Consider the following 20,359-nt stretch of genomic DNA (forward strand, 5'->3'; position numbering starts at 1 on the left):
ATTTCAACTACTGTTGCAAAAGCGAAAGCATTGCGTATGTACGTTGAGCCACTGATTACTAAGGCAAAAGAAGATACAACACACTCGCGCAGGGTAGTTTTTAGCTACCTGCAAGACAAAGATGCTGTATCGGAATTGTTCCGCGAAGTAGCTGTAAAAGTTGCTGACCGTCCGGGAGGATACACTCGTATTCTTAAAACCGGTAGCCGTTTAGGCGACAACGCCGATATGTGTATTATCGAGTTGGTTGACTTTAACGAAGCTATGTTGGCTGCAAAAGAAGAAGCTGCTGCACCAAAAAAACGTCGTTCACGTCGTGGTGGTGCTAAAAAAGCTGACGCTACTGCACCAGTTGCAGAGGCTGAAGTTGTTGAAGAAGTTAAAACTGAAGAAGCTCCGGCTCCTGAAGCAAAAGCTGAAGAAACAACCGAAGAGCCTAAAGCTGACGAGTCAGCTGACGAAGCTAAAAAAGAAGACTAATAATTTTCTTTACCATATTGAAAAGCCGAATTGCATTTGCAGTTCGGCTTTTTCATTTATAATCGCTTAGATCTATCGTTTGGATCCATGAGGGGCATTTTGTGAGGTTTTACGCCATTAAAACCTATTTCCCCACCACTTCTTCAAACGCTCCAGAATCTTCACCTCAGCAGCGTTATTTTGCGGCTGGTAAATGCGGTTGTTTTTAATCTCTTTGGGTAGGAAATCCTGCTCCACAAAATTACCCTCGTATGCATGGGCGTATTTATAGTCTTTGCCGTAACCAATTTCTTTCATCAGCTTGGTTGGTGCATTTCGTATGTGTAGCGGCACAGGCAGGTCGCCGGTTTGTTTTACCAGTGCAATGGCATTGTCGATGGCTTCGTAGGCCGAATTACTTTTTGGCGAGGTAGCCAGGTAAATCGTACATTCCGATAAAATAATGCGCGATTCGGGAGGGCCAATTTTATGCACGGCATCAAAAGTGTTTTGTGCCATCAGTAAGGCATTTGGATTGGCCAGGCCAACATCTTCTGCAGCCAGTATCAACAAACGGCGGGCGATAAACTTAATGTCTTCTCCACCTTCCAACATGCGCGCCAGCCAGTACACTGCTGCATCTGGATCGCCACCACGGATACTTTTTATAAATGCCGAAATAATATCGTAGTGCATTTCGCCTTTCTTATCGTATATCGAAAGGTTTTTCTGCAGCTTGTCGGTTACCTTTTTATCGGTAATAACAATGTTATCGCCGTCTTCGCCAAGGGTAACCAGTTCCAGCACATTTAACAGTTTCCGGGCATCGCCACCCGAGTAACGCAGTATGGCCGAATCTTCGCGTAGTGTTATCTTTTTCTCCTTAAGTACGGTATCTTTTTTTGTGGCTTGTTTAATAATCTTTAGCAAAGCAGCCTTATCCAAATGCTCCAGAATATACACCTGGCAGCGCGAGAGCAGGGGAGAGATCACCTCGAACGATGGATTTTCGGTTGTTGCACCAATCAGCGTTATGGTACCATCTTCAACAGCTCCCAGCAACGAATCTTGTTGCGATTTGCTAAAACGGTGTATCTCGTCGATAAACAGTATCGGGTTTGGGCGACTGAAAAACTGTTGCTTTTTGGCTCTGTCAATCACATCGCGTATATCTTTTACCCCCGAGTTAATGGCACTGAGCGTGTAAAACGGTCGGTCAAGTGTGTTGGCAATAATACGGGCCAGCGTGGTTTTTCCTACTCCCGGAGGTCCCCATAAAATGAGCGAAGTTATTTTTCCCGAATCGATCAATTTGCGCAAAACGGCACCCTTCCCAACAAGATGTTCTTGGCCGATGTAATCGTCTAAAGTTTTTGGTCGTAAGCGTTCTGCGAGTGGCTGATTCATAATTCAAGTAAAAAGTAAATGTGACAAGGCAAAAGTAAAAAATCAAATTGAAAAGTATTGGGTATAAAGTTCACCCTTCGACTTCGCTCAGGATGACATTTTTCTTTCTTCGGTCTTCAAGCTCCGATCTTCGTGCTTTTAGTTACAGTAGCGTTTAATAATGTTGTAAGCTCCGTCGATTCCCAGCTCTCCGGCGCGGCTTAAATCCAGTGCTCCACCTTCTATATCGTCGAGGTAGATTTTTGTCAATCCGCGGTTAAAATAAGCTTCGGCAAACTCAGGCTCCAGGTCGATGGCGTGATTTAAATCTTCAACAGCACTCCGGTATTCGCCAAGGCGCAGTTTAATAAACGCACGGTTGTAATAGCCAAAAAAGAAATCGGGATCGAGGAACAGCGTCACTGCATAATCGTCGAGAATCTCCTGGTATTCAACAGTCGATGGTTTTTCGTTGTTGTTGTCGTTAATCTTTCCTTCGTTTAATGTCAGCGAATTGGTTGACCCAACTCCTGCCAAAAGTTCCACCTGTTCTTTTAATTTATATCGTGTGTTGGCACGCGTGAAATAGGCCAGCGAAGTTTTTTCATCCAACTCAATCGCTTTATCCAGGTCGGCAAACGCACTGTTGTAATCGCCCGTAAGACTGTAAAAAATACCGCGGTTTAAATAATTGTGCGCATTTTCCTGCACCTCGATCTTTTCGTTAAAGAACAAAATAAAGTTCTCGAAAACCGACTGGTACGTAGTCACCGGCTTGTTCGAAATAGAGAGCAATGGATTGTAGTTGTTCTCGGCATTTAAATCATCGACTACTATATTGTAATATTGGAAACGTTCGTAATCGACTGCATTTTTTTCGAAGGCTGTAATCAGGAACATCGGCTGCAGATCGATTACAATGTTTTTATTCTGAATGCGGCCATCGTCAACTTCCTCGGCTTCCTCCGGAATATCGCGGGTATTTTCAACCACCAGATCCATACGCATCCGGCGCCGGCGTTTTTCAGCTTCCAATTCTTCTTTGCGTTTTTGTTCAGCTGCTTTTTCATCGTCAACCGAGGCATTGTTTTGCTGCGACGATTGCTGCTGATTGTGTTGTGCCAGCGCCTGCTGGTTCGCCTGCGAATTTTGCTGATTATTATTTTGCGTCGAAGATGAATTCTGCTGTTGTTTGTTTTGTTGCTGTTGCTGTTGAGCCAACTGCTCGGCATTTATACGTCGCTGGCTTAAATCGAACTGCGGATTAAGACGGGCTGCAATTTGGTAGTCCTGCTCATAACCGGGGCGGTCCAAAATTTCGCGGGCCATAGCGCGGTTGAAGTAGGCACTGGCCATTTCCGGATTCAATTGTATGGCCATGTCGTAATCCATAATGGCACTTTCGTAGTCCTCCAGTTTGTGTTTCACAATACCGCGGTTGTTAAAAGCCAGGGCGTTTGTGGCATCAAAACGAATACTTTGGTCGTAATCGCGCAGTGCCGATGCATAATCTTCCAGCTCAAAGCGGGCCAATCCACGGTTTAAGTACGCAGCAGCATAATGCGGCCTGATGATAATTACCTGGTTCAAATCTGCAATAGCCCCTTGAATATCGCCGCTTACAATTTTTGCGTTGCTTCGGTTCATCAACGCATGTGTCGATTTTGGATTTACTTCCAGCGCTTTGTCATAATCTTCAATGGCACCTTCCAGGTCTTTTAGCGCCAGTTTGGCAATCCCGCGGTTGTTGTATATCGATTCGTCAGTAGGATCAAATTCCAGTGCCCGGTCGTAATCTTCAATGGCACGTTTATACAGTCGGAGGTTGTGGTAAGCCATTCCGCGGTTGTTGTAAGCACGCGGGTAGTACGGTTTTATTTCAATCGCTTTATCGTAGTCGGCAATGGCGCCACGGTAATCCTCCAACGAATGTTTGGCCGTTCCGCGGTACAAATAGGCCTCAGCCAGATAAGGTTTAAATTCAATAACAATATTAAAGTATTCGATTGCCCCCGTGTAGTTGCCAATTGATATGCGCGTACGTCCAACCCTGATAAAATGGTTGATGTTCAATTGCGCCTCGGCCAGGAAACTCATCGACAACAAGAGTGCAAAAAGTATGGTAAGTTTCTTCATCTATTTATTTCTTTCGTAACCTTTTCTCTGCAGGGTTACTTCGTCCTGTTTTACTAAACAAACAAAAATAGTATTTTCATAGTTGGAAGTAATAAACAGTTAGGTTTTTTAACGAATAGCCACTTAAATCTAAAATTATGTGTAAACGCTGTGCCTGGGGAACAAAAAACGAGTTGATGATAAAATATCACGATGAAGAGTGGGGTGTGCCGATTCACGACGACGATAAGTTGTTTGAATTCTTTGTACTGGAAGGATTTCAGGCCGGGTTAAGCTGGCAGATCGTTCTGAACAAACGCGAGAATTTTCGTAAAGCTTTTGATCATTTCAACCCGCAAAAAGTTGCAACGTATTCAGAAGATAAAATTCAAGAACTTATTCAGGATAAATCAATCATTCGCAACCAGCAAAAAATTAGGGCTTGTGTAAATAATGCGCAACGTTTTCTCGAGGTGCAAAAGGAGTTTGGCACCTTCGATCGCTACATTTGGAAGTTTGTGGATTACAAGCCGATTCTAAATAGCTTTAAAACGATTGGTGAATTGCCGGCCAAAACCGATTTGTCGGATGCGATTTCGAAAGACCTGAAAGCGCGCGGTTTCAAATTCGTCGGATCGACCGTAATTTACGCGCACATGCAGGCCACTGGAATGGTAAATGATCACCTGGTTGACTGCTTCCGTTACCTCGAAATTCAGTGACCTTAGTCACATAAATCGTTACATAACTTTTAATCTGAAAAACGACCTCTAATTTTTATTAAGTCTATCTTAAATTCTCTTTTCAAAAAAGAATAAATTGTTAATTTTGACGCTAATTCAAAAGAAGAGGGGTAATAATTTAATTATTAATTTGATGAAGTTGCGTTTTATTTTTACCGTATTGATTGCGGTATTCACACTGAGTGTATTTGCGGAGAATGATAAGAAGGAGGAGGAAAAAGGTTATGTTTTTGAAGACGAGATTTCATTAGCGGCCACGCCTGTAAAAGACCAATACCGTTCGGGTACATGCTGGTCGTTTTCGGGGCTTTCATTTCTGGAGTCGGAAATGATGCGTTTGGGAAAACCGGAGGTCGATCTTTCAGAAATGTTTGTTGTATGGCACACCTATTCCGATAAAGCCAAAAAGCACGTACGTGTGCACGGTAATCTGAATTTCTCGGCAGGTGGAGCTTTTCACGATGTTACCAATATGATTCGTGCGTATGGTATTGTTCCTGAATCGATTTACGATGGTTTGAACTACGGCGAAGAAAAACACGTGCATGGCGAAATGGATAATGTGCTGAAAGAGCATGTTGACGCTGTTGTGAAAAACGGAAACCGTAAACTGAGTACTGTTTGGCACGAAGCCATTGACGGTACTTTGGATTCGTACTTAGGCGAATTGCCACAAAAATTTGAATACGAAGGAAAACAATATACACCACAAAGTTTTGCCAGCGATTATGTTGGATTGAACATGGACGATTATGTGGAGATCACTTCGTATACACACCACCCGTTCTACGATAAATTTATTTTGGAAGTTCCTGATAACTGGTCGTGGGATGAAGTGTACAATGTGCCACTTGAAGAATTGGAATCGATTATAGATTATTCGCTGAATAATGGTTTTACCATTGCGTGGGCAGCCGATGTTAGCGAAAAAGGATTTGCTACAAGCAACAAAGGTGTGGCTGTTTTGCCGGCCGCTCCGGAAGAAAATATGGACGACGCTGAAATTGCAAAATGGGAGGCGCTGCCACAAAAAGACAAAGAAAAGGAACTGTATAAGCTGGATAATCCGGTACCGGAGTTGGTAGTTAGCCAGGAAATGCGTCAGAGAGCATTTGACGATTATGAAACTACCGACGACCACGGAATGCATATTATCGGTACTGCAAAAGATCAGGATGGACATACTTTCTACAAAGTGAAAAACTCGTGGGGCGATTACAATAAATACGATGGTTATTTTTACGCCTCTAAACCGTATGTGAATTACAAGACGATGTGCATTATGGTGCACAAAGACGGCATACCCCAAAGTATAAGAGAGAAACTTAAACTTTAATTTTTAAGCCCTTCAGTAATCCTGAGGGGCTTATTTTTTTCACAACTTCATGTTTTCCCTAGCTGCGCATTGGCTGCATAAAAAAATCGTTTACATTTGATGTCTCTAAACAAAACCGGCAGAAAAGGTCATCTTTTCACGAAAAGCATGAACAGGTGTAAATTAGCAATGAAGCGATTACTTATCATATTTCTTGTACTAACAAGTACACTGCAATTGGTTTCGGCGCAGGAAGACTGGTCGTGGTGGAACAACGCACACGGCTGGGAAAGCGGTGATCCGGGGTGGCGAAACTGGATGATCATTTCGCCTGCCTATTTCGGTCCTAACGCTTTGTCGGTTCCCGAGGTAAAAAAAGGTTTTATCGAAGGACATACGGAGTTTGAGCTTACCGTATCAAGCCACTTTTTTTCGGGCGATCCAACACAGGATATTTCGGGGCGGGCTTTCATCCCTTTTGCACAAAACAAAATTGCAATCGAAATGTATGGTGTGTTGCTCGAACACTATTCCTACACCGAAGAGATACGGGACGAACGTTTTTCGCGCGATAAAGACGGAAAAGGTTATGCCATCGGCGATTTCTATTTCTCTACGCTTATTCAGCTTTTTAAAGACCGTGCTTTCCCAAATACTATGTTTCGGGCGATATTAAAAACTGCATCGGGAACCAATTTTGAAGGTGCACGTTTTGCCGACACACCGGCTTATTCGTTTGATTTTAGTTTCTCGAAAGATTACGGCCAGCAGGAAACATTTTTATTTCGCCCACATGCCATGTTGGGATTTTACAGTTGGCAAACCAACGATGAGCTGAACCTGCAAAACGATGCTTTACTTTATGGTGCAGGTGCCGATTTTCAGAAAAACAACTGGCGTTTTACGCCATCGTGGTCGGGTTATTTCGGTTATAAAAATAATGGCGACCGGCCTATGCAACTGAACTTTGAACTTCGGAAAGAATACAATAAAAAGGCAATTTCAATAGAATACCAGCACGGATTACACGATTGGTTGTATAAAACCGTACGTTTTTCGTTCATTTGGAAACTTAATGGAATTGAGTAAGTTATCGTAAATCAGAATTTATAACTTTGCAATCGCAAAATCAAGCTTGTGTTGATGCAGCTTAAAACAGATAAGAACAGATCATGAAAAAGCTTTCACTCGTAATATGTGTTTGGAATGAAGAAGAAAACATTAAACCACTTTCAGTAGAAATAAAAGCAGCGCTCGAAGGAATTGACTACGAGGCCATATTTGTGGATGATGGATCGACCGATAAAACACGTGAAGAGATTCGGAAAATTAACGACGACCGATTTTTATTGGTAGAGTTAAAACGAAATTACGGGCAAAGTTCGGCACTGCAGGCAGGTATCGATCAGGCCGAAGGCGATTTTGTAGCCTTGATTGACGGCGATTTGCAAAACGATCCGGCAGATATTCCGATGATGCTGAAAATGATCGAGGAAGAAGAATGGGACATGGTTGCGGGTGTACGTGCCAACCGAAAAGATGGAATGTTCCTGCGTAAAGTGCCATCAAAAATTGCCAATTATCTGATTCGTCGTGCTACCGGTATTTATATGAAAGACCTGGGATGTACGCTAAAAATCTTCACCAACGATATCATTAAAAGTATCCATATTTATGGCGAGCTTCACCGCTATATTCCTGCACTGGTAACGCTTGAAGGTGCCACAAAAATTACGCAGGTTGATGTGAATCACCGTCCGCGTACTTTTGGTACATCAAAATACAACCTTAGCCGTACCACGCGTGTAATGAGCGACCTTGTATTGATGCTTTTCTTTAAAAAGTACCTGCAACGCCCGATGCACTTTTTCGGGCAAATCGGTATTTTCACCCTTGCCATCGGAGTGCTTATAAATTTCTATCTGCTCGTGCTCAAAGTTATGGGTAACGATATTTGGGGAAAACCACTGTTGTTACTTGGTATTTTGTTGGTATTGGGTGGTATTCAGTTTATTACAACTGGTATTATTGCCGAGTTGCAGATGCGTACTTATTTCGAATCGCAACAGAAAAAACCTTACCGTGTGAAACGTGTAGCACCTGCTAAAGAAAACATTTAATGTAATTTCGGTACCTTGGCTTTTTGTTAAATTATTATACCTTTAACAAACAATAAAACAATAAAGCCAATACAATGAAAACCCGAATTTCTCTAGTATTTCTTGCGCTATTCTGCTTAGTCACAGTCAATAGTATTGCCCAGGAACGTTATGTAAAAGGAATTGTAACCACTTTCGACAGTATAACTATTGTTGGTGCCGAAGTGATGGTGAAAAGCTCAAAAGAAGTTGTACAAACAGATACACTTGGACAGTTTGAAGTTAAAGTTGACGGTAAGGATAAACTGAAAATATCTGCGAAAGGATTCGTTAACCAGAATGTTAAACTGGAGGAAAAGACGAAAATAGTTGCCGTTAATTTGAAGCTTAAACCCGGCGACAAAGCCCGGGAATATGCCATTGGTTACGGCTACGTAAAAGATGGTGAGCGCCTGAATGCACTGGCCCAAATGACAAACGACGATGTCGATTTTTCACAATACACCAATATGTACGATCTGATGCGTGGTCGTTTCGCCGGTGTGCAGGTACAAAGCAACGGCGATATAATTATCCGCGGACAAAATTCGATAAACCTCAGCAGCGCTGCATTAATTATTGTTGATGGCATGCAGGTGGATAATACCATTATGAATACGCTGGTGCCTTCGCAGGTGAAAAGCGTTAACGTAATTAAAGATGGTAGCGCGGCAATTTATGGTGCACGCGGTGCAAACGGAGTGGTGATTATCGAAACCAAAAAAGGTAATGAAGATTAACGCACCTTCGTGTTAACCGGACTCCGTAGAATGAAAAAGGGAGACAGGATAATTGTTGAGCAGCTGCTCGATGCCAAGGTTGTAAACGTGTGGCAAGCCATAACTGACTTAGCCAAAATGAAGCAATGGTATTTCGATAATATCAACCATTTTCAACCCGAAATTGGCTCCGTTTCCCAATTCATAGTAAAGTCAGGGAAGAGAACGTTTACACACCTTTGGAAAGTGATTGATGTGAATCCACCAACAAAGATCTGTTATTCGTGGAAATACCTTGAATACCCGGGAGATTCTGTAGTTTGTTTTGATTTGATTGACGAGAAGGGGCAGGCAAAACTAACGTTATCGCAAACTGTTCTGGAAGATTTTCCGGATGATATACAAGAATTTAAAAACGAAAGCTGTAGGGCAGGTTGGAATTATTTTCTGGGAGACCGATTGCCTGAATTTCTAAAAGAGAATAAAAATAAACACAATGAGTAAAGCTGTAACCGTCGCAACATTCACGAGCAATTTCGACATGAAATACATGTTGTTCAAAGAAATGCTTGACGAAGCCGGCATCAAATTTATGCTGGTAAACGAGATCACAAGTACTGTTGATGGTACTTTTAGCGGAAGTCCTTCTAATATTGGTATCGAAATCCGTGTGATGGAAGAAGAATTTGAGGAGGCTATGGAGATTTATAACTCCATAAAATAGCGAAAACGAAAAAGCGATGTACCTTACAGAAAGTACATCGCTTTTTTTTTAATCTACCAGTTCATACCCCATTTCAACGCCTTTATTAATTGCAGGAATACCCTCGTCCATCCATTTTGGCATTGGCTCACCTTTTAGGTAGTGGTCGAAAAATTGCGCCATCCGAATCTGGAAATCGTGCATATCGCGAAGTTTTGTTGGCCAGTGGTCGGCTTCGTTGTAATTAAGCAACCAGCTTGGTTTTTGCAAACGTCGCAAGCCAATAAAAAACTCAATTCCCTGGTACCATGGCACTGCACCGTCATCGTCGTTATGCATGATCAGAATCGGCGTGTTGATCTTGTCGATAGTAAACAACGGCGAATTCTCGAGATAACGCAATGGAGATTCCCAAATCGATTTTCCGATCCGGCTTTGTGTGTGCTCGTACTGGAACGATCGGTTTAATCCCGATCCCCAGCGAATTCCACCATAAGCACTGAACATATTTACAACAGGAGCTCCCGATTCAATAGCTGCAAACATATTGGTTCGTGTTGCGAGGTAGGCAACCTGATAACCGCCCCAACTGTGCCCCTGAGCGCCAATATGCGCTTCGTCAACAAAACCTTTGTCGATTAACGAAGTAATGCCCGGCATCACACAGTTAAAAGCCGATTCGCCCGGGTATCCTTCTTTGTAATAAACATCAGGATTGAAAATGATATAACCATGACTGGTGTAGTAGTGATAATCGATGGTTGAACGATGATTTTCCGGCATGCGATAGCTCAACAGGTTTTGCGAACTTTTTTCGTAAAAATTCACGATCATCGGGTATTTTTTGTTGGGATCAAAATCTACAGGTTTGTGCAAAGTGCCTTCCAAAACCAAACCGTCGAGCGAGCGCCAGGTTACCAATTCGGCAGTTCCCCACTTAAATTCGTTTTGCTGAGGCGCAGCATCGCTAATTTGTGTTTCCTTTTTAAAACGCAGATCGGTTGCAATCAGGTTCGGGTAGGTTTCAAAATCCTCTTTTGTAAAAATGATCATATCATCATCCTTTGCTTTTTTGGGTCTGCTTAACTTGTAATTCTGACTGAAAATCGCTTCCGGAGCTTTGGTTTTACTCAGATCGAAAGCGTAGTAGGCATCGGCACGCGAAACTTCATTATTCCCTGTTAGTAGTACCGTTTCTTCAGGATCGATTCCTGTATTCGGTTCCGGATTAAAACGAACCAGTCGATAGCTGATCTTTTCAGTTCTGCCATTTTTTGTCAGATTTACCGGAGCGGCAGAATTTGTTGGATCCACTTTCCACAGGTCGTAACGATCGTAGATCAGAATTGCTTCATCGTCTTTAAGCCAACCTGCATCTCGGTACGAACTTGCCAACATTGGTCGATCGTTTAGCTCATCGGCTGCCTGAATCGTTTCTGGTTGTGTAATTTGATATTCTTTACCGGTTGCAATTTCGTAGGTATTCCAGGTGGTATCGACGGCATTGTACCAATACACAAATTTCCCGTCGGGAGAAACTGATGGATTAGCACGACAGTCGGTTTTAAACTTTTCAGCTTCACCTGAGTTGATGTCAACCAAATAAAAATCGTTGTGATACGGTCCGCCTTCCCACATCGTTTGCACTGCGTAGGGGCGGTTGCTGTAGGCCAGCAATTTATCGGCGTCGCCATTTTGTATTTCCCGTATTCGCGAAAATTGTTCTGTTTCCAACTGAACTGTTTTTTGTGCGTCGAGATGAACAACTGCCAAATAGGTTTTTTTCAAATCTCGTTTTTGATTGTTGAGCTGAACGGTTTGAAGTTGCTCTTCATTCCAGGTCCAAACATCAAGTGCAGGGATTTCTTCCTCCAGTACTGTAGTATCTTTTTCCGGTAAAATTGGAGCCGTTCCAAAAAACAAACGTTCGCCGTTATCCGAGAATGAAAGATTGCCGTTTTCACTTATTGCCCAGTTTTCAGGAATGGCATCGTTGGAGTTGTCGGCGACAACGGTTTCATTATCTCCGCCCCAGTAATAAAGTGCAAACGACGGCTTGTCAGCATCGGTTGTATCGGCCAAAAAAGCAAGTTGTCCACCATTGTCGGCAATACAAAGTTGTTCGAATTTTCCTTCTGCTTCCAAAATTGGAGAGAGTTCTTCATTCTTTAGATCAAGCAGGTAAACTCCGGCTGAAAAAGTACTGTCGCCTTCAGAAATAAAACTGATGAATGGCTGGTCTTTCGCCAGTTCGTAACTGCTAACTGCAGGATATGTTTTTGTTGATCCGTCGTCAAGATTTTTGATGAACAACGGATGCTTTTTGTCCTTTTTGTTTTTCGTAGAATCACTTGGATCTTCCGCCTGATAAGCGATCCAGCCCGACCATTCTTCAGGTACTTTAACCGATTTCAGGTTTTCAACTTTCTCCGATTCATTTTCATCGATATTGAAAACAACCAATTTATTCTGAGGCAGGTCTTCCTTTTTCGTCTTCTTCAGTTTCAGGGCGCGAATTGTATCAGCCGGTGGAACTTCCGTAAAAATCAGGAATTTTGAATCAGCTGTAAACTTTGCTTTCGTTCCGTAGTTGAAAGACGCTATTTCTTTCGCATCGGGAGTACTGATTTTCAATGTTGCATCACCTTTCCAAGGTTCTTCTTTCCAGGCAACGTATTTCCCGTTGTTCGAGAGATGTGTTTCGGTAATTCTGTTCCACTTCAAAATATCATCGAAAGTAAGTGGTCGTTTTTCTGTTTGGGCCGATAAACTTGCTGAAATGATTAAAAGAACAAGTAGTGACAAAATGTTTTTCATAGGACTTCAATTGTTGGTTTTCCCTAATTGGATTAAAATGCGTGTAAAAATGAACGGTTTTACACAAAGATTTGATGAAGATAAAAATATTTCCTGTTGAATAAGAACGTAACTTCACAAAGCTCTTAACTCAACGGGAAAATTAATGGGAGGTTCAATAGGGGAGTGAAATGTTTATGCTTCGGCCATTAGCATTCTGGCTTCACTTTTTAAAATGGCCGGAAGTTGAATGTGGCGGCGCTCAATGCTAAGTAGCCAGAATTTTATTTCGTCGGTTTTTAGGGTGTACAAAACTTCGCGAAATTGTTCTATCTGGTTGTTTGTGTATGAATTTTCGTCCACATTTTTATACTCGTCCAATTCCTCGTCGTCGTAATATTCAATAACCGATTCGTTCATTTTCATCTGATCGAATTCACAGATCTCGTGAGCACCACAACAGTCGGAAGGTGGAGCAACCACTTCTTCCTGTTTTGTCTCTGTCTTCCCGTCTTTTTTATTCGCTTTTACTAAAAGAAAAACACCAATAAAGGTGAGTAATAAAAAGCCAAATCCAATAATCATTTCCATGGTGCAAAAATAGCAATTTGCTACAAAAGATAATTGGCTTTGGGTAAAGGTTAAAATAATTTTAAGTGAGTTCCTTACAACTACTCTGAAAGTAGGTAAATGACGCCACGTTCTTTCAGGTATTGGAAGATGTAACTGAGGTTTCCGGGCTGTGCGCCAACTGCTTCGGGCGCGTTTACGCCAACCGAATTAAAGGTACCGTCGAGCACAAGGTTGGCAACCGAAGTACAGGCATAACCGGTTGTTCGTGCCATTGAAATGGTTTGCGTTTCGCGGTCGAATTTGTCGAGCAGATGATAGGTAAACGTTTTTTCTGCTCCGTTTTCCACTCCTTTAATAACGATGCGCATGATAGTAAAATCTTCCTCGCCGGGTTTCAGTTGCCACTTTGGAAAAAGTAATTTCGCCGTAACATCGATTGGCCGAACTTTTGCTCCGTTCACTTCAACCGGATCGTTCGAGAAAAATCCCGATTCTCTTAAAACGCGAAGGTACTCGATGCATCCCGGGTAACGCAGTGTTTTTTCAATCATGTCGGGCACATTTTTCATGGTTTGCATCAGCGAACGTAACCCGTCGGAATTCCACGATTCAAGTGTGCCAATGCCATCAAAATGAATTAATTCAGGATCGGAGAGTGCTTCTTTTTCTACCAGCTCGTAATTTTGGATATAACGTGCAGGACGGGTGTATTCTTCAATAACGTCGATGGGCGAGAACACGGCTTTATATTCATACGGCCACTCGCGAATAACAGGCAGACCGCCAACCAAACATTCGTATGATTTTACTGTAATTTGCTGATTATGATGCCCCAGAATGATATTTCCCATACCGGGAGCAACGCCACAATCGGCCACAACACAAACCTTATGTTTTTGTGCTAATCCGTTTAACGACAAAAAATCTTCGGGCATAAACGAAATGTCAACCATATTCTTTCCGGCTTCAATTACCGCTTTCATGGTTTGGTAGCCCATAAAACCCGGAACGGCGCCAATTACCAAATCGTAGTCGGCAACCAATGATTTTATATTTTCAGGTTGGCTCAGATCTTCCTGAATGCATTTTATTTCGGGGAACGCAGAAAACTTGTCTAATGCTTTTTTGTCAAAGTCGACACTGGTAACCTGGTGGTTTTTCGATAAATCTTTGGCAATTGAACTTCCTACAAGTCCGGCACCTAAAACAATTACATTCATCTTCATTCGGTTTAATTAAGTTTTGGTTTGTTATGTGTAATCCTGCTTAATCGAGCTGAATCAATCCTTTTTTCAATGCATATTTTACAAGGTCGGAGTTGGTTTTTAAATCCAGCTTTTCAAGAATATTTTGCTTGTGTGTACCAACTGTTTTTACGCTGATAAAAAGTTTGTCGCCAATTTCGCGTGTCGATTTTCCTTCGGCAAAAAGTAGGAAAATTTCTTTTTCGCGATCGGATAATTGCGAGTAAGAATCGTTATCGTCGGCACTCGAATTTAAGTAGCCGTTAATAACAATTTCGGTAATGTCTTCGCTCAGGAATTTTTTACCGTCGTGCACCGAGTTTACGGCATCGGTAAGTTGGCGGTAGGTGCAATTTTTTAAAAGGTAACCGTCGGCACCGGCTTCCAGCATTCCTTTTACATATTGTTTGTCGGAGTGCATCGATACTGCAATGATCTTTACCTCCGGCATTTTTTCTTTCAAAATCCGGGTCGCCTCAATGCCGTTTAATTTTTCCATGGCAATATCAACCAAAAGCACATCGGGTTTAAATGCTTCCACTTTGTCTATTGCATCCTGTCCGTTTTCAGCCTGGGCAATAACTTCAATGTTGTCAGCCGAGTGTAAAAGGTTGATTAAACCTTCTCTGAAAAGTTGGTGATCGTCAGCAACTATAACCTTTATTTTCATACTATTAAATTGTTTGTTGTTAGTATAGTGCGGAACCAGCAGTATTTTTTAGCCTATAATATTTTACCTGCTCGTTTCATATCTTTTTATTCTTTTGGTCGGTGGAAATTCTGGTTTCAATGCCCGAATAACCGATTATTAACAGCCTAATTTTGTTCGAGAGAATACGGTATTTCAATCTCGGCTTTTGTGCCTTTTTCCAGCGATTCAATATTGAATGTACCGTTTAAACTTTCAATTCGCTCTTCAATACTCAACAGCCCAAAACCACCTTTGTTTGATACCTCTTTCGACGGCGATTTGTCAATCCCAATTCCATTATCTTCTACCGAAATACAGTACATCCCGTTGTTGGTTTCCTGTTTTACGGTAACCTCTGTGGCTTCGGCGTGTTTATAAGTGTTTGCAAGCAACTCGCCAACTGTGCGATACAGAAAGATGTTATTCTCTTTGCTGAGTTGCGTACGTTTGTTCTCTACAATCAGATTTGTTTTGATGTTAAAGTCTTTCTCAAACTGTTCCAGTTTCCACTGAATGGCGGGAAGTAAACCCAGTTCATAAAGTATTGGCGGACTTAAATCGTAAGTTAATCGCCGCGATTCTTCAATGGCTTTATTGAGCAATTTTGAGGTAAACTTGATGGTGTTTTTTATGGCCGGCGAACAATCCTCGGCGTCAATCGACGACAAGTTCATAAATGCCAGCCCCAGTGTTTGACCCAAACTGTCGTGCAGATTTTCGGCAATGCGTCGTCTTTCGCGCTCTTCAACCAGCGTAACTTCCGAGTTTAACTTTTTAAGTTGCAACTGGTACGATTTTATACGCAACGCAACATTTATCTGGGCTTTTAATTCAACCTGATCGAACGGTTTTGAAATAAAAGAATCAGCTCCGGCATTCAATCCTTTGGTACGTTCAACACTGTCGCGACCCAAAGCCGATACCATTATAATTGGTATTTGTTTCGTCCGGTTATTCTGCTTTAACAATTTACAGGTTTCGTACCCGTCGAGATCCGGCATCATAATATCCAGCAAAATCAGATCGGGATTTTCATTTTGTGCAATAGTTATACCCTCCTGGCCGCTTAATGCGCCAATAAATTTAAAATCGGGGTAATATACCTTCACAATCTGCGAAATCAGTTCCAGGTTGATGTTATTATCATCAATCGCCAGGATTTTTTTCATAAATTCTATCTCATTGTTTGGTACCAACATAGCAAAAAATCACTTAGGGTTTTAATCTTCAAGCGTCAATTGGTCTAAAGATACCAAAACTGTCGGAAACAATGAAGCGCGGAGGTAATAAATACTTAACAAAATATCAGTAAATTACTGAGGGTTTTTTAGGAGTCAAGGAAGTTGATAGACTAATTCGTTTGCTGAGTGAGGATTGTAGTTGAAAAACGGGTGCTGTTTTTTATTAATTGTTTCTAATCAATCCGTACATAATTCCGATTCCGGCACCAATATAAGTTTGATTGCTGTTTACAACAACCATTGGCCCAACCGAGCATCCAACCGTTGAGTGCAAAGGCATTTCGAGCTTTGGATTTAAAACCAGGCTTAACTTTTTTGATGTTTTGGTCTCGAAATTATACTGGCTGTTTGAGTTTACCAATGCAAATTCAGGTTCGCGAAATGTGGCAATTCCCGGTCCGGCCTGAAGAACAACACGCATGCTCTTTTTATGATTCAGGCTCAGAATTCGTCCTACCATCATATGCAGGTTCTCAGCGTTTTCGAACGGTTCGGCCGAGGTGGCAGATGTTATGTTCGAGCCTGATTTCAGAAAATTATCGGATGGTGAAACCGCTGATTTGAATGTGGCGGTGTAGCCAACGCTAACTATATACTTGTTGTTGTAGGTATAGCTCAAACCGATATTCCCGGCTTGCTGGTTACCAACAACATATTCTCCCGACGAATATAAATTGTGTGGTTTCATTGCTGTCGTTTGATCGGTCCACTGGGCATGGCTTACCAAAGTAACCAAACTAAAAACAGTAATTAATAAAAGTGCTTTCATAGGCGAACTTTTTTGGGATCTTCAACTTGCAGTAAACATTGGGTTTGAAATGTTTACGAAAAGTGAAAGGCCCGAAATGATTTAATGATTTCCAATCACAATGTAAAATTAAAGACTCTGGGGTCGTTTTATTAAATAGTTGTGCTGATTTGTGGGGTGCGAACTGACCATAATGAATTCAGCAAAATGGAAATTATTCTAAACTTTGGGCGCTGGAAACGCCATTTATCAATAAATTGAAGGGTAAATAAATTATTAAAATGCATTGCCGGAACAGGACAAAACCGGGTGCTTGTTCTATTTTTGAGGGCAAATTTATTTCGGATAAAAAATCACAAATTATGAATATTTCGCTTAAAAAGATAACGCTGTTCTTGACGCTGGTTCTATTGTTTGCTTTTCAAAATAGTTATGCGCAGGAAACCACAATAACGATCTCGAAACCTGAACAAGCAGTTGAAGTGTCGCCGAATATTTACGGGCAGTTTATCGAGTATTTGCGAAACAGTATAACCGGCGGAATATTTCAGGAAGATTCGCCGCTGTCGGATGAAAACGGATTTCGCACCGATGTATTGGAAAAAATGAAAGCGCTGAATACTCCGGTGTTGCGTTATCCGGGCGGTACGGTGATGAAAATATACCATTGGGAAGATGGTATCGGGCCTCGCGAAGAGCGTCCGGCGCGCCGCAACCTGATTTGGGGAGGCGTGGAAGACAATCATTTTGGAACCGACGAATACATAAAATATTGCCGCGAGATTGGTGCCGAGCCCTACATTGTGGTAAACATGGGAACGGGAACTGCCGAGGAGGCCGCTAACTGGGTGGAATACTGCAACGGAACCGGCAATACGTATTATGCCAATCTGCGCCGAAAATACGGAACGGAAGAACCTTATAATGTAAAGTTCTGGAGCCTTGGAAATGAAGAGGCTGCACGCGAAGATGCCGGGCGTTTACAAGATCCGGAGAAATATGCCGAAGAATCGTGGTACTACGCCAAATTGATGAAATTGACTGATCCAACCATCAAATTATTTGTGGTGGCCGATCCGTTTAAGTTCGACTGGAACGATCCGGTTTTAGCGTCTTTGTCGCCGATTGTGGATTACATATCGCTGCACTGGTACGTGGGAAACAGCCCCGATGATCCGTATTCGATTTATAAAAATATTACCCGTTTCGATGCAAGTTTGACCGAGCTGGGAGATTACCTTCAGCAGTTTCCTGCCAAAGTGGAGAATTTCTCGAAATGGTACCGTTTTCCGCCACGCAAGGGAGCCATAAAAATATCGGTTGACGAATGGGGAATTTGGGACAACACCTGTGGAGGACAATACAACCTCGATTGCGAATATACCTGGAAAAGTGCGTTGGCAACAGCTTCATTTTTAAATGTGTTTCACCGGCAGGCCGAAAATGTAACCATGGCCAATTGGGCGCAATCTGCAAATATTCTGGGGGCAATTTTGGCCAACGACGAGGGTTCGGTTGAGCAAACAGTGTATTATCCGCTGCAGTATTTCAGGAAGTATGTTGGTGACCAGTTGATGAAATTTGAAGTCGAAGATATGCCGCTTCTTGCCGAAGATCAAACTATTGAAGCGATGGATATTTCAGCAACCTATAACAATGACAATGATGAACTTTGTGTTTTTGTAGTTAACCGCAGTGATGAGGAGCAAACTGTAAAACTGGATTTTGCTGATATAAAAATGTCAACTGCATCACTTGTTGAAATGACTGCCCCGAATGAAAACTCGCGCAATGCAATCGGTGAGGAGAGTGTGGTGTCGATCGATGAAAAACCGTTAAAAAAGAACGGAGCCATTAAACTGGCCCCGCTTTCGATAAATATTGTGGTTGTTCGGTAACTATTCCCACTCCGGAAACTGGGTTTTATTCAAGTCCAGAGCGGCGATGGTTTTCATATCCGAATCACTGAGTTCGAAATCAAAAATATTAAGGTTTTCCGCCATGTGTGCCTTTTGCGATGAGCGTGGAATGGCAACAATACCGCGCTGATAATGCCACCTCAAACTTACCTGCGCATTGTTTTTATTGTACTTTTTGCCAATGGCAGCGAGCGTTTCGTTGGTAAATAATTCGTTTCGGCCCTGAGCAAACGGCGACCAGGCTTCCATTTGAACACCGTAATTCAGTAACGATTTTCGTGCTTTGCTTTGATTGAAAAAAGCATGTGTTTCAATCTGGTTAACGGCCGGTTTTATGGTGGCATATTCCAGCAGTTCATCAATCTGGTGATCCTCGAAATTACTAATGCCAATGGCTTTTATCTTGCCCTCTTTGTGCAATTCTTCCATGATTTTCCACGAGCCTTTTACGTCGCCCCTCGGACGGTGGATGAGGTACAGATCAAGATAATCGAGGCCCAGTTTGTCAAGCGAAGTCTGGAAAGCAGCCTTGCCCTTTTCATAACCTGAATCATCTACCCAAAGCTTTGATGTAACAAACAGTTCTTTGCGGTCGATACCGCTTTTTTTGATGCCCGCGCCAACCGCTTCTTCGTTGCCGTAAACCGTGGCGGTGTCAATTAGCCGATAACCCAATGAAATGGCATCCGCAACACATTGCGCACCCGTTTCGCCATTCAAATACAAGGTCCCAAAACCTAAAATTGGCATTTGTACTCCGTTGTTTAAAGTTACACTTTCGATTGTGGTTTGTGCTACGGAGTCGTCGCCGGCACCAAAAGCTTTAGAACTGCTCAGCCCTAAAATTCCGGCTCCGGCAGCAAAAGTAGCACTTGCGCGGATAAACTCGCGGCGCTTCATTTCTTTTTGAGGATTCTTTTCGTCGGATTTTTCTTTCATGATCTAAGTTCAGTTTAATTGGTAATAGAATTCGGGTTTAAGTTACTGAATTAGAAACAAAACGAAAACGCTATTGTTCGTTTTTATAGAGGGGATATGTTTCAATGGAAAAGCGGCTTCGCCGGGATTATAAAGTTGTGGTTTCATTTCACAACTTGTGGAAATTGTACCCGCATAACTTTAACGTAATTGCTTTAAATCAGCGATTTCCGTTGTGGCACATTATTTTCATAAATGACTTACACAGGCATTTTCCTGCAAATAAAATATTCAGATTATGAGTGAATTAAAAGAAAAGCACTGTACACCGTGCAAAGAAGAAACAACTCCGCTAAGTGCTGAAGAAATCAAGCATTTTAAGGAGAAAATAAATGACGACTGGAAAGTAGTGGATAACAAGAAAATTCGGAAGAGTTTTTCTGTAAAGGATTTTAACGCAGCCATTGCGTTTGCGCAAAAAATTGCTGTGTTGGCCGATGAGGAAGATCACCACCCCGATTTAGGTGTTCACTATGGTTCGGTTGATGTTGAAATCAGTACGCACAACATTGGTGGCTTGTCACCCAACGACTTTATTCTGGCCGCCAAAATCGATGAAATTTAGCAACGATTTAGAACAGGATATAAGGG

Annotated in this window: 19 protein-coding genes; 10 read left to right on the plus strand and 9 right to left on the minus strand. The window is 42.1% G+C overall.

The features are described from left to right. Positions 1–480 (plus strand): 50S ribosomal protein L17 (rplQ, locus tag QZ576_RS02330; RefSeq protein WP_297093783.1); only part of this gene is annotated, 480 nt, incomplete at its 5' end. A gap of 117 nt (positions 481–597) precedes the next feature. On the opposite strand, the gene QZ576_RS02335 is transcribed toward rplQ, so the two are convergent. Together QZ576_RS02335 and QZ576_RS02340 are read right to left on the minus strand one after the other, a co-directional pair. After that, on the minus strand, positions 598–1,866 hold the full coding sequence (locus tag QZ576_RS02335; RefSeq protein ID WP_297093784.1) for a replication-associated recombination protein A: 1,269 nt from the start codon (positions 1,864–1,866) through the stop codon (positions 598–600). A gap of 138 nt (positions 1,867–2,004) precedes the next feature. Next, positions 2,005–3,981 carry a tetratricopeptide repeat protein gene (locus tag QZ576_RS02340; RefSeq protein ID WP_297093785.1) on the minus strand — a complete coding sequence of 659 codons (1,977 nt, stop codon included), beginning with the start codon at positions 3,979–3,981 and terminating at the stop codon, positions 2,005–2,007. A gap of 137 nt (positions 3,982–4,118) precedes the next feature. Here QZ576_RS02340 and QZ576_RS02345 point away from each other — a divergent pair, with 137 nt between their 5' ends. The 7 genes from QZ576_RS02345 to QZ576_RS02375 all read left to right on the plus strand — a co-directional run bounded on the left by QZ576_RS02345 (position 4,119) and on the right by QZ576_RS02375 (position 9,599). Next, on the plus strand, positions 4,119–4,682 hold the full coding sequence (locus tag QZ576_RS02345; protein WP_297093786.1) for a DNA-3-methyladenine glycosylase I: 564 nt from the start codon (positions 4,119–4,121) through the stop codon (positions 4,680–4,682). Between the two features lie 154 nt (positions 4,683–4,836). After that, a complete protein-coding gene (locus tag QZ576_RS02350) occupies positions 4,837–6,039 on the plus strand; it encodes a C1 family peptidase (RefSeq protein ID WP_297093787.1) in 1,203 nt (400 codons plus the stop codon). 168 nt (positions 6,040–6,207) lie between these two features. Then, complete coding sequence (locus QZ576_RS02355) at positions 6,208–7,107, plus strand: hypothetical protein (RefSeq protein ID WP_297093788.1); 900 nt, start codon at positions 6,208–6,210, stop codon at positions 7,105–7,107. A gap of 83 nt (positions 7,108–7,190) precedes the next feature. Continuing rightward, positions 7,191–8,138 (plus strand): glycosyltransferase family 2 protein, encoded by a 948-nt coding sequence (locus tag QZ576_RS02360; RefSeq protein WP_297093789.1) that lies wholly within the window; start codon positions 7,191–7,193, stop codon positions 8,136–8,138. Between the two features lie 74 nt (positions 8,139–8,212). Continuing rightward, a complete protein-coding gene (locus QZ576_RS02365) occupies positions 8,213–8,896 on the plus strand; it encodes a TonB-dependent receptor plug domain-containing protein (RefSeq protein WP_297093790.1) in 684 nt (227 codons plus the stop codon). 30 nt (positions 8,897–8,926) lie between these two features. Next, positions 8,927–9,379: an SRPBCC domain-containing protein gene (locus QZ576_RS02370; protein WP_297093791.1), complete on the plus strand. Its 453-nt coding sequence runs from the start codon at positions 8,927–8,929 to the stop codon at positions 9,377–9,379. Next, positions 9,372–9,599, plus strand: coding sequence for a DUF2007 domain-containing protein (locus tag QZ576_RS02375; protein ID WP_297093792.1), 228 nt, complete (start codon positions 9,372–9,374; stop codon positions 9,597–9,599). The genes QZ576_RS02370 and QZ576_RS02375 overlap by 8 nt, the downstream gene beginning before the upstream one ends. 48 nt (positions 9,600–9,647) lie before the next feature. On the opposite strand, the gene QZ576_RS02380 is transcribed toward QZ576_RS02375, so the two are convergent. The 6 genes from QZ576_RS02380 to QZ576_RS02405 form a co-directional block, all read right to left on the minus strand. Then, the gene (locus QZ576_RS02380; protein WP_297093793.1) at positions 9,648–12,395 is read right to left on the minus strand and encodes a prolyl oligopeptidase family serine peptidase; all 2,748 of its coding nucleotides are present in this window, start codon (positions 12,393–12,395) and stop codon (positions 9,648–9,650) included. A gap of 174 nt (positions 12,396–12,569) precedes the next feature. After that, positions 12,570–12,965: a hypothetical protein gene (locus QZ576_RS02385; protein ID WP_297093794.1), complete on the minus strand. Its 396-nt coding sequence runs from the start codon at positions 12,963–12,965 to the stop codon at positions 12,570–12,572. A gap of 80 nt (positions 12,966–13,045) precedes the next feature. After that, a complete protein-coding gene (locus QZ576_RS02390; RefSeq protein ID WP_297093795.1) occupies positions 13,046–14,167 on the minus strand; it encodes a saccharopine dehydrogenase C-terminal domain-containing protein in 1,122 nt (373 codons plus the stop codon). 46 nt (positions 14,168–14,213) lie between these two features. Further along, a complete protein-coding gene (locus QZ576_RS02395) occupies positions 14,214–14,861 on the minus strand; it encodes a response regulator transcription factor (protein ID WP_297093796.1) in 648 nt (215 codons plus the stop codon). Between the two features lie 146 nt (positions 14,862–15,007). Further along, complete coding sequence (locus QZ576_RS02400; protein ID WP_297093797.1) at positions 15,008–16,051, minus strand: response regulator; 1,044 nt, start codon at positions 16,049–16,051, stop codon at positions 15,008–15,010. Between the two features lie 235 nt (positions 16,052–16,286). Then, positions 16,287–16,892, minus strand: coding sequence for a hypothetical protein (locus QZ576_RS02405; protein ID WP_297093798.1), 606 nt, complete (start codon positions 16,890–16,892; stop codon positions 16,287–16,289). A 341-nt stretch (positions 16,893–17,233) separates the two neighbouring features. On the opposite strand from QZ576_RS02405, the gene QZ576_RS02410 reads away from it, so the two are divergent. Next, on the plus strand, positions 17,234–18,769 hold the full coding sequence (locus QZ576_RS02410) for an alpha-L-arabinofuranosidase C-terminal domain-containing protein (protein ID WP_297093799.1): 1,536 nt from the start codon (positions 17,234–17,236) through the stop codon (positions 18,767–18,769). Here the strand turns inward: QZ576_RS02410 and QZ576_RS02415 are convergent, their stop codons facing one another. Then, on the minus strand, positions 18,770–19,729 hold the full coding sequence (locus QZ576_RS02415; RefSeq protein ID WP_297093800.1) for an aldo/keto reductase: 960 nt from the start codon (positions 19,727–19,729) through the stop codon (positions 18,770–18,772). Positions 19,730–20,006: 277 nt separating this feature from the next. Here QZ576_RS02415 and QZ576_RS02420 point away from each other — a divergent pair, with 277 nt between their 5' ends. Further along, positions 20,007–20,333 carry a 4a-hydroxytetrahydrobiopterin dehydratase gene (locus tag QZ576_RS02420; RefSeq protein ID WP_297093801.1) on the plus strand — a complete coding sequence of 109 codons (327 nt, stop codon included), beginning with the start codon at positions 20,007–20,009 and terminating at the stop codon, positions 20,331–20,333. Positions 20,334–20,359: the final 26 nt, after the last annotated feature.

This window comes from uncultured Draconibacterium sp., from assembly GCF_913060805.1.
Classification (GTDB): domain Bacteria; phylum Bacteroidota; class Bacteroidia; order Bacteroidales; family Prolixibacteraceae; genus Draconibacterium.